At 65.7% G+C, this 12,763-nt stretch carries 15 protein-coding genes; 6 read left to right on the top strand and 9 right to left on the bottom strand.

Annotation, left to right across the window (positions count from 1 at the left end):
* Window positions 1–32: 32 nt before the first annotated feature.
* Window positions 33–653: an oligoribonuclease gene (gene orn / locus U5809_RS12815; RefSeq protein WP_322086770.1), complete on the bottom strand. Its 621-nt coding sequence runs from the start codon at window positions 651–653 to the stop codon at window positions 33–35.
* 117 nt (window positions 654–770) lie between these two features.
* Here orn and U5809_RS12820 point away from each other — a divergent pair, with 117 nt between their 5' ends.
* The 3 genes from U5809_RS12820 (at window position 771) to U5809_RS12830 (ending at window position 3,349) form a co-directional block, all read left to right on the top strand.
* Window positions 771–2,030, top strand: coding sequence for a M48 family metallopeptidase (locus tag U5809_RS12820; protein WP_322086771.1), 1,260 nt, complete (start codon window positions 771–773; stop codon window positions 2,028–2,030).
* Window positions 2,027–2,968, top strand: a complete 942-nt coding sequence (rsgA, locus tag U5809_RS12825; RefSeq protein WP_322086772.1) for a ribosome small subunit-dependent GTPase A — start codon at window positions 2,027–2,029, stop codon at window positions 2,966–2,968. The genes U5809_RS12820 and rsgA overlap by 4 nt, the downstream gene beginning before the upstream one ends.
* Window positions 2,969–3,031: 63 nt before the next feature.
* The gene (locus U5809_RS12830; RefSeq protein ID WP_282507025.1) at window positions 3,032–3,349 is read left to right on the top strand and encodes a DUF2007 domain-containing protein; all 318 of its coding nucleotides are present in this window, start codon (window positions 3,032–3,034) and stop codon (window positions 3,347–3,349) included.
* Window positions 3,350–3,418: 69 nt separating this feature from the next.
* Here U5809_RS12830 and U5809_RS12835 read toward each other — a convergent pair whose 3' ends face one another.
* The 6 genes from U5809_RS12835 to rpsP all read right to left on the bottom strand — a co-directional run bounded on the left by U5809_RS12835 (window position 3,419) and on the right by rpsP (window position 7,548).
* The gene (locus tag U5809_RS12835; protein ID WP_176046803.1) at window positions 3,419–4,357 is read right to left on the bottom strand and encodes a CobD/CbiB family protein; all 939 of its coding nucleotides are present in this window, start codon (window positions 4,355–4,357) and stop codon (window positions 3,419–3,421) included.
* Window positions 4,358–4,477: 120 nt separating this feature from the next.
* Window positions 4,478–5,164: a CoA pyrophosphatase gene (locus tag U5809_RS12840; RefSeq protein WP_282507019.1), complete on the bottom strand. Its 687-nt coding sequence runs from the start codon at window positions 5,162–5,164 to the stop codon at window positions 4,478–4,480.
* 87 nt (window positions 5,165–5,251) lie between these two features.
* Window positions 5,252–5,644: a 50S ribosomal protein L19 gene (gene rplS / locus U5809_RS12845; protein ID WP_048249607.1), complete on the bottom strand. Its 393-nt coding sequence runs from the start codon at window positions 5,642–5,644 to the stop codon at window positions 5,252–5,254.
* Between the two features lie 133 nt (window positions 5,645–5,777).
* Window positions 5,778–6,572, bottom strand: coding sequence for a tRNA (guanosine(37)-N1)-methyltransferase TrmD (gene trmD, locus U5809_RS12850; protein WP_043181891.1), 795 nt, complete (start codon window positions 6,570–6,572; stop codon window positions 5,778–5,780).
* A gap of 1 nt (window position 6,573) precedes the next feature.
* Window positions 6,574–7,251, bottom strand: a complete 678-nt coding sequence (gene rimM, locus U5809_RS12855) for a ribosome maturation factor RimM (protein ID WP_282507016.1) — start codon at window positions 7,249–7,251, stop codon at window positions 6,574–6,576.
* A 42-nt stretch (window positions 7,252–7,293) separates the two neighbouring features.
* On the bottom strand, window positions 7,294–7,548 hold the full coding sequence (rpsP, locus tag U5809_RS12860) for a 30S ribosomal protein S16 (RefSeq protein ID WP_006476550.1): 255 nt from the start codon (window positions 7,546–7,548) through the stop codon (window positions 7,294–7,296).
* Window positions 7,549–7,700: 152 nt separating this feature from the next.
* On the opposite strand from rpsP, the gene U5809_RS12865 reads away from it, so the two are divergent.
* Both U5809_RS12865 and U5809_RS12870 read left to right on the top strand, forming a co-directional pair.
* Complete coding sequence (locus U5809_RS12865; RefSeq protein WP_322086773.1) at window positions 7,701–8,840, top strand: PQQ-dependent sugar dehydrogenase; 1,140 nt, start codon at window positions 7,701–7,703, stop codon at window positions 8,838–8,840.
* 109 nt (window positions 8,841–8,949) lie between these two features.
* Window positions 8,950–9,417 (top strand): TM2 domain-containing protein, encoded by a 468-nt coding sequence (locus U5809_RS12870; RefSeq protein WP_282507012.1) that lies wholly within the window; start codon window positions 8,950–8,952, stop codon window positions 9,415–9,417.
* A gap of 64 nt (window positions 9,418–9,481) precedes the next feature.
* Here the strand turns inward: U5809_RS12870 and U5809_RS12875 are convergent, their stop codons facing one another.
* Together U5809_RS12875 and U5809_RS12880 are read right to left on the bottom strand one after the other, a co-directional pair.
* Entirely contained in the window at window positions 9,482–10,660 is a 1,179-nt protein-coding gene (locus tag U5809_RS12875; RefSeq protein WP_322086774.1) for a PA0069 family radical SAM protein, read from the bottom strand.
* 90 nt (window positions 10,661–10,750) lie between these two features.
* Complete coding sequence (locus U5809_RS12880) at window positions 10,751–11,239, bottom strand: Lrp/AsnC ligand binding domain-containing protein (RefSeq protein WP_166957528.1); 489 nt, start codon at window positions 11,237–11,239, stop codon at window positions 10,751–10,753.
* 145 nt (window positions 11,240–11,384) lie between these two features.
* Between U5809_RS12880 and U5809_RS12885 the strand changes: the two genes are divergently transcribed.
* Window positions 11,385–12,671, top strand: coding sequence for a D-amino acid dehydrogenase (locus U5809_RS12885; protein WP_322086775.1), 1,287 nt, complete (start codon window positions 11,385–11,387; stop codon window positions 12,669–12,671).
* Window positions 12,672–12,763: the final 92 nt, after the last annotated feature.

Below are 12,763 nucleotides of genomic sequence, written 5' to 3' on the forward strand. Positions count from 1 at the left end.
GTTTGCCGGGCGCCGAACGCGTGCCGGCCCGCTCAGGCGGCCGGCGCGGACTCGCCTGCCGGCGCCGACGCGGCCGGAATCAGGAAATGCTCGCGGTAGTACTTCAGCTCGTCGATCGACTCGTGGATGTCCGCGAGCGCCGTATGCATCGCGCGCTTCTGGAAACCCTTGTAGATCGCGGGCTGCCAGCGGCGGCACAGCTCTTTCAGCGTGCTGACGTCGAGATTGCGGTAGTGGAAGAATTTCTCGAATTCCGGCATCCAGCGCGCCATGAAGCGGCGGTCCTGGCAGATCGAGTTGCCGCACATCGGCGACTTGCCGGGCGACACGTACTGCGCGAGGAACGCCTGCAACTGCGCGGCGGCGTCCGCCTCGGTCACGGTCGATGCGCGCACGCGGTCGATCAGGCCCGAGCGGCCGTGCGTCGACTTGTTCCAGTCGTCCATCTTCGCGAGCGTTTCGTCGCTCTGGTGAATCGCGAACACGGGGCCTTCGATCGCGATGTCGAGCGTGGAATTGGTCACGACGACCGCGATCTCGATGATGCGGTCGTTATCCGGGTCGAGGCCGGTCATCTCCATATCGAGCCAGACGAGGTTCAACTCGTTGCGCACGAGCACGGGCTGGCTGGTGGAAGCGGCGGTATCGGTCATGAGTCATCCTGGAAAATGGCGGACGGCGCGCGGCGCCGCCCGGGCGGCCGACATCGCATCAGCGGGGCCGGTCCGCTAGAACATATAATTCTCGCATAGAACCCTTTGGCGCCTTCGATGTCACCCTTTTCGTTCACCCTGCTGTTCGCGATCGCCGTACTCGCGATGGTCGTCACCAAGCTGTGGCTCGCGTCGCGGCAGATCCGCTTCGTCGCGGCGCACCGCAACGGCGTCCCCGCGCAGTTCAGCGCGACCATCCCGCTGACCGCCCACCAGCGTGCGGCCGACTATACGGTCGAGCGCACCCGGCTGACGATGCTCGAGATCGTCGTCAGTGCGGGCGTGCTGGTCGGCCTGACGCTGCTCGGCGGCGTCGGCGCGCTCGACACGCTGCTGACCGGCTGGCTCGGCCGCGGCTACGGGCAGCAGGTCGCGCTCGTCGCCGCGGTACTCGTGATCACGAGCGTGATCGACATCCCGTTCGAGTACTACCGCCAGTTCGGGATCGAGCAGCGGTTCGGCTTCAACCGGATGACGAAACGGCTGTTCTTCACCGACATGCTGAAAAACTCGCTGCTCGGCGCCGCGCTCGGCCTGCCGCTGCTGTTCGTCGTGCTGTGGCTGATGAACCAGGCCGGCAGCCTGTGGTGGCTGTGGACCTGGATCGTCTGGGTCGCGTTCCAGATGCTCGTGCTGCTGATCTACCCGACCTTCATCGCACCGATCTTCAACAAATTCGAGCCGCTGAAGGACGACGTGCTGCGCTCGCGCATCGAGTCGCTGATGAAGCGCTGCGGCTTCGCGGCGAAGGGACTGTTCGTGATGGACGGCAGCCGCCGCTCGGCGCACGGCAACGCGTATTTCACGGGCTTCGGTGCATCGAAGCGGATCGTGTTCTTCGACACGCTGCTCGCGCGTCTGTCCGGCCAGGAAATCGAGGCCGTGCTCGCGCACGAACTCGGCCATTTCAAGCGCCGCCACGTGATGAAGCGGATGCTCGTGTCGTTCGTGCTGAGCCTCGTGCTGCTCGCGCTGCTCGGCTGGCTCGCGCAACGCACGTGGTTCTACACCGGGCTCGGCGTCATACCGTCGCTCGACACCAGCAACGCCGGCGCCGCGCTCGTGCTGTTCTTCCTCGCGATTCCGGTATTCCTGTTCTTCGCGACGCCGTTCAGCAGCCTCACGTCGCGCAAGCACGAATTCGAGGCCGACGCGTTCGCGGCCAGCCAGACCGACGCACAGGATCTCGTCAGTGCGCTCGTGAAACTCTACGAGGACAACGCGTCGACGCTGACGCCCGACCCCGTCTACACGGCCTTCTACTACTCGCATCCGCCTGCGTCGCAGCGGATCGACCGCCTGCTGCAACACGCATGAGCCGCCCGACTTCCCGCAAGCCGGCCCCGCGCGCGTCGAGCGCGCAACGGGTCGAAGGCCGCGTGATCGCGGCGCATGGGCGCCACTATATCGTCGCGCCCGACGACGGCGGCCCGATGCTGCAGTGCTTCCCGCGCGGCAAGAAGAGCGACATCGCGGTCGGCGACCGCGTCGTGTACGAACTCGCCTCGGCCGACCAGGGCGTGATCGTCGAGATCGGCGAACGGCGCAACCTGCTGTACCGCTCCGACCAGTTCAAGTCGAAGCTGTTCGCGGCCAACCTCGACCAGTTGCTGATCGTGCTCGCGACCGAGCCCTATTTCAGCGAGGACCTGCTCGGCCGCGCGCTGATCGCCGCCGAGGCGAACGAACTGAAGCCGCTGGTCGTATTGAACAAGATCGACGTCGAGGCCGCGCTGCCGGTCGCGCGCGAACGCCTCGCGCCGTACCGCGCGCTCGGCTACGACGTGCTGGAGCTGTCGGTGAAGGGTTCCCCCGACGACGCGCGCGCGCAACTGATGCCGCGCCTCGCCGGGCATTCGACGATCCTGCTCGGCCAGTCCGGGATGGGCAAGTCGACGCTCGTGAACCTGCTCGTTCCCGATGCCGAAGCCGCGACGCGCGAAATCTCGGCCGCGCTCAACAGCGGCCGCCACACGACGACGTTCACGCGCCTCTACCCGCTGGAAGGCGGCGGTGCACTGATCGATTCGCCGGGTTTCCAGGAATTCGGCCTTTACCACCTGACGGAAGGCCGCCTCGAGCGTGCGTTTCCGGAGTTCCGGCCGCTGCTCGCGGACTGCCGTTTCTATAATTGTCATCATCTGCACGAGCCCGGCTGCGCGATCCTCGAAGCCGTCGCCAACGGCCGCATCGGGCCGACGCGGCATGCGCTGTACGCGCAGCTCGTGCACGAGGCGAGCCAGATCGTCCGCTAAGCGCGACATGCGCGCGGCGCCGGCCGGCACGCTGCGGGCCGGCCTTCACCGACAGGAGCCGCGATGCGCTTCAAGGCACCCAATCTCGCGACCGCGCAGCATTGGGCCAACGTGCTTCAGGTGGCCGGCATCGGTTGCGAGCTGCACAACTGCTACGCGACGGGCGCGCTCGGCGGCCTGCCGGCCGATGCGTGCTCGCCCGAGCTGTGGCTCGACGACGAACGCGACGACGCACTCGCGCGCCGGCTCCTCGATGCCGCCTCGCACGGGCCGTCGGCCGGCGCCGCTCCATGGCGTTGCCGGCAGTGCGGCGAAGCGCTTGAAGCGCAATTCACCGCGTGCTGGCAGTGCGGTGCCGTGCGCGACCCGCGCGACGATTGACCCCACAGCAAAAAGGCCGGCATCGAGCCGGCCCTTTCTTTCATCGAATCCTGATCCTGCACTGCTTCGTTACGACACCCAGACGGCAAGCGTCAGCATCAGCAGCAGGATCATCCACAGGATCACCGCGCGCCAGACGAGGCCGACCGCCGATTGCAGCGTACGCGGCGTGCAATCGTCGCCGACCGTCAACGGACCGCTGTCGCCGACCGCCAGCGCATCGAGGCTAGACGGTTCCGCGAGCGGCCCCGCGAGACGTGCGCCGAGCGCCCCGCTGCCCGCTGCCAGCAGCACGCCGTCGTTCGGATCGGGCCATTGGCGCGTGTGATTGCGCCAAGCGTAGATCGCATCCTCGAAATTGCCGACGATCGCGAAGCCGAGCGCGGTCAGTCGCGCGGGAATCCAGTCGATCACGAAGAACGCGCGCTGCGCGAACGTCGAGAACGCGGCCGTACGGTCGTCGCCCGGCGTCGACCAGCTGCGCGCGAGATATTCGGAAATCCGGTACAGCACGGCACCGGCCGGGCCGATCGGCAGCACATACCAGAAGAACACGCCGAACACATGGCGATGCGATGCGACAACCGCGTGAATCAGCGTATGGCGGACGATTTCGCCGACCGGCATGTCGACCGTATCGATGCCCGTCCACTCATGGAGGATTTCGCGCGCACGCGGCACGTCGTCGTTGTTGAGCGCGAGGTGGATATCGGTGAAGTAATGGCTGAACTGGCGGAAGCCGAGCGTGAAATACACGACGACGACGTTCCACAGGAACGCGAGCACGAAGCTCACCTTGTACAGCAGGAAATAGATCAGCGCGACGATCAGCACCCACGGCAGCACGACCGCGAGCCATGCGAGGATGCCGTGCTTCTGCTTGCCGGCGTCGAGGCCATGCGCAACGGTTTCCGCATGAAACTGGAACAACGCAAACACCGGATTGCTCGGTGATAACGCGCGGACCTGTTCGATGATGAGTGCGAGGAGAACCGAAAAGAAAGTCATGCGTGGCGCCGTCTTCGGAGTTATGTCATTTTTCGCATAACGATAGCACAGCGTAAGCCGCGCATGGCTGCCGGCGCGGTCGCCCGGCGGCCGGCCACGCGCGCCGGCCGGTGCGTGCGCCTAGCCGGCGGCCAAGAAGCGGTAGAGATTGCGAAACATGCCGGCAGTTGCGCCCCAGATAAAGTAATGCCCGCCTGGTTCGCCATTCGGATAGGGCATCGCAAAAAAACGACGCTCGCCGCCTTCCCAACGGAACACGCGGACCTGATGGTTCGCAGGATTCATCAGGAACGCGAGCGGCACTTCGAAAATCTCGGCAACTTCGAACGTATCGGCCCGCACGGTGAACGGCGGATGCACGAGGCCGACCACCGGCGTCACGCAGAAGCCCGTGCCGGTCAGGTAGTCGGGCAGCGCACCGAGAATCTCGACACGTTCGTCGGCCAGCCCGATCTCTTCCTTCGCCTCGCGCAACGCGGTGGCCGTTGCATCGCGATCGAACGGCTCGCGACGGCCGCCGGGGAAGCTGATCTGCCCGGCATGGTCGTTCAGGTGGTCGGCGCGCTGGGTCAGCAGCACGGTCAGGCCCGACTCGCGGACGACGAGCGGCATGAGGACGGCCGCGCTACGCGGATCGACGCCCTCCTGCAGCCTCGCCTCGCCGGGCTCGACACTCCATTCGAGCGTGCGCGCGAAACGTTCGCGCAAGCCGGACGGCGTCATCAGCCGGGGATCGATGACAGGCAGGCCGGCACCGGTGCCTTCGACCGGCAGGACTTCGGGATCGATGATGGGGCGGCGATTCAATGGGGCTCTCGGGTTCGTGTCGTATCGAGCATATTGTCGCGCCAGAATGAAAAAAGCACCCGGGTGGGTGCTTTTTCCTTACAGCTCTTACTCTTGGGAAGCTGCTGCGGCGCGATCCTTCGACACCAGCTTTTCCTTGATACGAGCCGACTTGCCCGAACGCTCGCGCAGGTAGTACAGCTTCGCACGACGCACATCACCGCGACGCTTCACGACGATGCTTGCCAGCAGCGGCGAGTACGTCTGGAACGTACGCTCGACGCCTTCGCCCGACGAGATCTTGCGAACGATGAAGTTCGAGTTCAGACCACGGCTGCGAATCGCGATCACGACGCCTTCGTAAGCCTGAACGCGCTTGCGGGTACCTTCAACCACGTTCACGTTCACGATCACCGTGTCGCCCGGGGCGAATTCGGGGATCGTCTTGCCGGCGAGCGCGCGCTCGATTTCTTCCTGCTCAAGTTTTGCGATCAGATTCATTACTGACTCCTTATGCCATCGTGTCGGCGTTGGCACCCGCCTGCTTCCAGGCCTGGCCCCGATAGAGGATGGATTCACATCAGGCGCCGCGCACGCATGCACGGCACCGCCAATTCCCGCTCGCGCAGCCGCCTCAGGAGGCGTTCTTCGCTTCGCGTGCGAGGTTCGCAAGCCACGCCTCGTCGGCACGGCTCAACAACTTCTCGCGGCGCGCCCGGACGATCAGGTCCGGCCGCTTCCGCAACGTATTCCGCAATGCTTCCTGCCGCCGCCACCGCTCGATCTCGGCATGATGCCCGCCGAGCAGCACGTCCGGCACGCGCACGCCGTCGTATTCCTCCGGGCGCGTGTAGTGCGGACAATCGAGCAGCCCGTCGGCGAAACTGTCCTGCACGGCCGACAGCGAATCGTTCAGCACGCCGGGCAGCAACCGCACGACGGCATCCATCATCGCCATCGCCGGCAACTCTCCGCCGGACAGGACGAAATCGCCGAGGCTGATTTCCTCGTCGACGCACCGATCGAGCAGGCGCTGGTCGATCGCTTCATAGCGACCACACAGCACGACGACACCGGGTTCCTGCGCCATCCGCACCGCGCGATCGTGCGTGAGCGGTGCACCTTGCGGCGACATCATCACGACACGCGTGCTCGCGATGCCCTGTTCCGCCTGTGCCGCTTTCGCGGCATCGATCGCGGCTTCGAGCGGCCTGGCCAGCATCACCATGCCCGGACCGCCGCCGTACGGACGATCGTCGACCGTGCGGTAGTTGTCCGTCGTGAAATCACGCGGGTTCCAGGTGCGCAACCCGAAGCGCCCTTGCTTGACGGCCCGGCTGGTGATCCCCCAGTCGGTCAGTGCACGGAACATCTCGGGGAAGAGCGTGACGACGTCGAACTGCACCGCGCTCTCGGTAACCTGGTTCATTTCAGTAATCGGCTTCCCAGTCGACGACGATGCGACGCGCCGCCTGGTCCACCGTTTTGACGTATACGCCGACGAACGGAATCAACCGCTCGTCGGTGGTCGGCTGACCGTCTTTGCCGGTCGCCGGATACTCGACACGCATGATCGAATGCACGCCATTGTCGATCATCCCGCTCACCTTCCCAAGCGCCACCGATTGCTCGTTGACGACGTCGAGACCGATCAGGTCGACCCAATAGAATTCGTCCGCGGCCAATGCCGGGAAATCTTCCCGACGCACGAACACGCGAAAGCCGCGCATGGCCAGCGCGGCATCGCGGTCGCTCACGCCCTCGAGTTGCGCAACGACGGTGTCGCTGTGCGTCTTCGACTGCATGATGCGGACGGAAAGCCGCTCCGCGCCGCGCTCCAGCCACCAGCGCCGCGCCTTGAGCAGCGCATCGCCGCCGCGACCGGCGTCGGCGTGTGCCGCCACCTTGACCCAGCCCTTCAGGCCATAGGCGTCGACTACCGCCCCGACCTCGACGGCATCGTCGGGCCAGGCTTGCGTCGCTTCGAGACCACCTTGCTCGGCAGCCTCACCGGCGCTCGCGACAGCGTCGCGCTCGACCGGCTTGCGGACGAATGCGCCAAACGACGCACGCCCGCGCCTTGCATTACCGGAATCGTGACCCGCCATCAATGCACCTCACAGCCGGCACGACCGGCACACCGTGCCATGTTAGGCAGCCGGTTGCGCCTTTTGCGCTTCCTTCACGAGACGCTGGACGGTCGGCGACAGTTGCGCGCCAACGCCTTGCCAGTACGTCAGGCGATCCTGAGCGATACGCAGAGATTCGCCCTTCGTGGCGACCGGGTTGTAGAAGCCGACGCGCTCGATGAAGCGGCCGTCACGACGGTTGCGCGAATCGGTAGCGACGATGTTGTAGAACGGGCGCTTCTTCGAGCCGCCACGAGCCAGACGGATGATAACCATATGATGTCCTTCGGAAAACCGGGTTCGAAACTACTGAAACACGCGATTATAGCCGGAAACCAGAGGTACAACAAACACTTACGCGCAAAAAATCCGCGGACGGCCTGTCGGGCAGGCATACAATCGTCGTGTCCAGGACGTTCCCCACCGTCATGCCGCCCCTTCGCGCCGCCTCGACGCGCCGCGCGCAGCACCGTTTCATGGCGCTGCTTGCCGGCCTTGCCTGCCTCGCGTCCGCACCGGTGTTTGCCGCGCCGTTGCCGGTGAGCGAACTCGTCGTCCCGCCCGGCTTTCACGTGGAAATCCTGACCGACGCGGTACCGACCGCGCGCGAAATGGCCTGGTCGCCGCGCGGCATCCTGTATGTCGGCACCCGGGAAGGCCGCGTGCATGCGTTCGTGATGCACGAGGGCCGGATCGGCGCGCGCTACGTGATCGCGTCCGGGCTCGACATGCCCGTCGGCGTCGCCTACCGCGATGGCACCCTCTATATATCCGCCGTATCGCGCATCCTGCGCGTCGATCATGTCGACGACCGGCTCGCCAACCCGCCCGCCCCCGTCGTCGTGACCGACGCGCTGCCGACCGAACACCATCACGGCTGGAAATTCATCGCGTTCGGCCCCGACGGCAAGCTGTACGTACCGACCGGCGCACCGTGCAACGTCTGTCTCGCCGATCGCAGCCGCTACGCGATCATCGCGCGGATGAAGCCGGACGGCAGCGGACGCGAGGTAGTCGCACGCGGCGTGCGCAATACGGTCGGCTTCGCATGGCACCCCGATTCGGGCGAGCTGTGGTTTACCGACAACGGGCGCGACATGATGGGCGACGACGTGCCCGACGACAAGCTGAACCGCGCCCCGCGCGCCGGGCTCGACTTCGGCTTTCCTTATTGTCATGGCGGCGATACGCCCGACCCCGAATTTGGCAGCGCCGACGTGTGCCGCCGCTACGTACCGCCCGTATTGAAGCTCGGCGCGCACGTTGCCGCGCTCGGCATGCGCTTCTATACCGGGCCGATGTTTCCGGCGTCGTATCGCAACAACGTGTTCATTGCCGAACATGGCTCGTGGAACCGCAGCACGAAGGTCGGCTACCGCGTGATGCGTGTGGTCGTGTCGGCAGACGGCAGCCAGGCGCGCCAGACGCCATTCGTCACGGGCTGGCTGCGGCCCGACGGCACGGTATGGGGACGCCCGGCCGACGTACTGCCGCTACCGGACGGCTCGCTGCTCATCAGCGACGATTACGCCGGCGCCCTCTACCGCGTGACCTATGCGGCACCTTGACGCAGGCAAGGGGTGACCGGGCCTGACCGGGCATCGTAGAATGCGTGCCGGGCCGCGCGCCCGCGCCGGCCCGCCGGCCGCCCATGCCAACGACAATACGCCGCCATCCATGTCCAGCAGCACCGCACCGTCCCGCCGCTTTCGTTCCAAGACGCTCACCGCCGCCCTCGCGTTCCTGTTCGGATCGCTCGGCGTGCACCGCTTCTATCTGTATGGCTTTCGCGACGTGTACGGCTGGGCACACCTCCTTGCGACGATCGTCGGCATCCCGGGCTTCCTTCTGCTCGCGGCGACCCAACGCAGCGCCGGCCTCGGCTGGTGGCTTGCGCTACCCGGCGCGATCTCGCTGCTGGCGGCATTCCTCGCCGCACTCGTCTACGGGCTGCGCCCCGACGAGAAATGGGATGCGCAATTCAACGCGGACACCGGCAAGCACAGCAAGTCGGGCTGGACCGTGATCTTCGTCGTGATCTTCTCGCTGCTGATCGGCGCGTTCCTGCTGATGACCGCACTCGCGCTGTCGTTCCAGACGTATTTCGAATCGCAGGTCGAAGCCGCGAAGCAGATTTCGCAGTAAGCGCAACGAACACGGCACCGGTGCCTTGCGCCCGGTGCCGACACGCGACAGTCTTGTTCGCGCGTCAGAACAGGTTCAACTGCATGTCATCGCGCGGCTTCGCGCCGACCGAACGCACGGCAACGCGCGGCGCCGGCGCAACCGTGGCCGGCGCACCGCTGAACTGCGACAGATCGAGAATGCCATTCGTGCGCTCGTTCAGCCCGAGCCGCTTGACAGCCTGGCGAAAGCGCTGCCGCAACAGGTCGGCCCAGATCCCCTCGCCCTTCATCCGTTTCGAGAAATCAGAGTCGTAGTCCTTGCCGCCGCGCATGTCGCGCACGCGGTTCATCACGCGCTCCGCACGATCGGGAAAATGCGCGGCGAGCCAGTTCTTGAACAACGGCGAGACCTCCCACGGCAGCCGCAGGATGATGTAGCTCGCATGCGTCGCACCGGCTTCCACGCACGCTTCGAGCACGCGCTCCATGTCGGGCTCGGTCACGAACGGAATCACCGGCGCAATGCTCACGCCGACCGGCACGCCTGCATCGCGCAGCGCGCGGATCGTGCGCAGCCGCCGCGCCGGCGTGGCCGCGCGCGGCTCGAGCGTGCGGGCGAGATCGGCATCGAGTGTCGTGATCGTGACCGCCGCCATCACCTGTCCGCGCTCGGCCATCGGTGCGAGCAGGTCGAGATCGCGCTCGATCAGCGACGACTTCGTGATCGCCGCGAACGGCAGCCCGCGATCGTGCATCACCTGGATCACGCTGCGCGTGATGCGCAGGTCGCGCTCGACCGGCTGGTACGCGTCGGTGTTGACGCCGAGCGCGATCGGCTCCGGCACGTAGCGCTTGCGCGAAATCTCGCGCTCGAGCAGTTCGGCCGCGTTGACCTTCGCATAGATGCGGCTTTCGAAATCGAGCCCCGGCGACAGGCCGAGATAGCTGTGCGTCGGCCGCGCGAAGCAGTAGATGCAACCGTGCTCGCAGCCGCGATACGGATTGAGCGATACGCTGAACGGGATATCGGGCGACTGGTTGTGCGTCAGGATGCTCTTCGCGCGCTCCTCGAACACCTGCGTGCGCAGCGGTGCGGGGAAGTCGGCATCATCCGACTCGTGCGTCCAGCCGTCGTCGACCGCCTCGCGCTGCGCGATTTCATACCGCCCCTGCAGGTTGTCGACCGCCCCGCGCCCCTTGCGGGGCACGGGCGGCGCTACCGGAAATTCGTTGTCGGATCGATCGTCCATATGCCCACCCATTCGCCTGCGCCCAATACTGTACATTTATACAGTATTGGGCGCAGCGTGCCAAGGGCGGGATAAGGGGCCCGACAACGGGCCGCCGGCACGTCAATCGCCGACGGCGATCGTCAGCGTTTCCTTGATTTCTTCCATCACGACGTAGCTCTTCGACTGCACGGCGCCCGGTAACTGCAGCAGGATGTCGCCGAGCAGCTTGCGGTAGTCGGCCATCTCGCCGATCCGCGCCTTGATCAGGTAGTCGAAATCGCCGGACACGAGATGGCATTCGAGCACCTCGTCGATCTTCATCACTTCCCGGCGGAATTGCTCGAACATGTTGCCGCCCTTGTGGCCGAGCGTGATCTCGACGAACACCAGCAGTGAGGCGCCCAGCTGGTGGGGATCGACGCGCGCGTGATAGCCGGTGATCACGCCATCGCGCTCCATGCGCCGCACACGCTCGATGCACGGCGTGACGGTCAATCCGACCTGTTCCGCGAGGTCCTTCATCGCCATCCGGCCGTCGTCCTGGAGCAGTTTCAGGATGCGCCGGTCGAGCTTGTCGAGCGAGCGTACGGGCTGACGTTGCGTTCTCATTTGTTTATGCTGAAAACCTGAAAAATACGATAACAAAACCTGCACATTCGACAATACCATAGCGCAAAAAACTAGATCAGCTAGAGGTTACACGGAGCCGCACATGCGCCCGGCCTCAATCTGGTCCCTTCCATCTGGAGCAGCTATGCGAGTCGTCATTCTGGGCAGTGGTGTAGTGGGCGTGGCAAGCGCGTATTACCTCGCGCGCGCAGGCCATGAAGTCACCGTGATCGACCGGGAAGCCGGCCCGGCGCTCGAGACGAGCTTCGCGAACGCAGGCCAGATCTCGCCCGGCTATGCCGCACCTTGGGCCGCGCCCGGCGTGCCGCTGAAGGCCGTCAAGTGGATGTTCGAAAAGCATGCGCCGCTCGCGATCCGCCTCGACGGCACGCGCTTCCAGCTCCAGTGGATGTACCAGATGCTGCGCAACTGCACGGCCGAGCGCTATGCGGTCAACAAGGGCCGCATGGTCCGCCTCGCCGAATACAGCCGCGACTGCCTGCAGGCGCTGCGCGCCGATACCGGCATCGAATACGAAGGCCGTACGGGCGGCACGCTGCAACTGTTCCGCACGCAGCAGCAGCTCGACGGCGCAGCGAAGGACATCGCCGTGCTGCAGGAAGCGAACGTGCCGTTCGAACTGCTGTCGCCGGCTGAGCTGAAGCGTGCCGAACCGGCGCTCGCGGCCGTCTCGCACAAGCTGACGGGCGGCCTGCGCCTGCCGGGCGACGAAACGGGCGACTGCCAGCTGTTCACGACGCGCCTTGCCGCGCTCGCCGAATCGCTCGGCGTCAAGTTCCGCTACAACACGCCGATCGACGCGCTCGCGATCGCGGGCGGCAAGATCGCCGGCGTGCAGTGCGGCAGCGAGACGGTGCGTGCCGACGCGTACGTCGTCGCGCTCGGCTCGTATTCGACGAACTTCATCTCGAACCTGATGAAGATCCCCGTCTATCCGCTGAAGGGCTATTCGATCACCGCGCCGATCGTCAACGAAGCGGCCGCGCCCGTGTCGACCGTGCTCGACGAAACCTACAAGATCGCGATCACGCGTTTCGACCAGCGCATCCGCGTCGGTGGCATGGCGGAAATCGTCGGCTTCGACAAGAAGCTGCGCGCCGCGCGCCGCGAAACGCTCGAAATGTGCGTAAACGACCTGTTCCCGGGCGGCGGCGACACGTCGAAGGCCACGTTCTGGACGGGCCTGCGCCCGATGACGCCGGACGGCACGCCGATCGTCGGCCGCACGCCGGTGTCGAACCTGTTCCTGAACACCGGCCACGGCACGCTCGGCTGGACGATGTCGTGCGGCTCGGGCCAACTGCTCGCCAACCTGATCTCGGGCAAGATGCCCGCGATCCAGGCCGACGACCTGTCGGTGCATCGCTACCTGAAGGACGTGGCCGGCCAGACGCGCCCGGCCTATGCGTAAGCTGCGACGGCCTGCAACGCGGGCCGGTCGGTGGTAAAGAGAAAGGCGCCCCTCGGGGCGCCTTTTTCATTTCGCGATAGTGTTGCGCGCGG

The sequence above is a fragment of the Burkholderia sp. BCC1999 genome (assembly GCF_905339975.1).
Lineage (GTDB): Bacteria > Pseudomonadota > Gammaproteobacteria > Burkholderiales > Burkholderiaceae > Burkholderia.

Excerpts from the sequence above, each read along its gene's own strand:
- orn (WP_322086770.1), bottom strand. The coding sequence starts at position 653 with ATGACCGATACCGCCGCTTCCACCAGCCAGCCCGTGCTCGTGCGCAAC.
- U5809_RS12820 (WP_322086771.1), top strand. The coding sequence starts at position 771 with ATGTCACCCTTTTCGTTCACCCTGCTGTTCGCGATCGCCGTACTCGCG.
- rsgA (WP_322086772.1), top strand. The coding sequence starts at position 2,027 with ATGAGCCGCCCGACTTCCCGCAAGCCGGCCCCGCGCGCGTCGAGCGCG.
- U5809_RS12830 (WP_282507025.1), top strand. The coding sequence starts at position 3,032 with ATGCGCTTCAAGGCACCCAATCTCGCGACCGCGCAGCATTGGGCCAAC.
- U5809_RS12835 (WP_176046803.1), bottom strand. The coding sequence starts at position 4,357 with ATGACTTTCTTTTCGGTTCTCCTCGCACTCATCATCGAACAGGTCCGC.
- rplS (WP_048249607.1), bottom strand. The coding sequence starts at position 5,644 with ATGAATCTGATCGCAAAACTTGAGCAGGAAGAAATCGAGCGCGCGCTC.
- trmD (WP_043181891.1), bottom strand. The coding sequence starts at position 6,572 with ATGAACCAGGTTACCGAGAGCGCGGTGCAGTTCGACGTCGTCACGCTC.
- rimM (WP_282507016.1), bottom strand. The coding sequence starts at position 7,251 with ATGGCGGGTCACGATTCCGGTAATGCAAGGCGCGGGCGTGCGTCGTTT.
- rpsP (WP_006476550.1), bottom strand. The coding sequence starts at position 7,548 with ATGGTTATCATCCGTCTGGCTCGTGGCGGCTCGAAGAAGCGCCCGTTC.
- U5809_RS12865 (WP_322086773.1), top strand. The coding sequence starts at position 7,701 with ATGCCGCCCCTTCGCGCCGCCTCGACGCGCCGCGCGCAGCACCGTTTC.
- U5809_RS12870 (WP_282507012.1), top strand. The coding sequence starts at position 8,950 with ATGTCCAGCAGCACCGCACCGTCCCGCCGCTTTCGTTCCAAGACGCTC.
- U5809_RS12875 (WP_322086774.1), bottom strand. The coding sequence starts at position 10,660 with ATGGGTGGGCATATGGACGATCGATCCGACAACGAATTTCCGGTAGCG.
- U5809_RS12880 (WP_166957528.1), bottom strand. The coding sequence starts at position 11,239 with ATGAGAACGCAACGTCAGCCCGTACGCTCGCTCGACAAGCTCGACCGG.
- U5809_RS12885 (WP_322086775.1), top strand. The coding sequence starts at position 11,385 with ATGCGAGTCGTCATTCTGGGCAGTGGTGTAGTGGGCGTGGCAAGCGCG.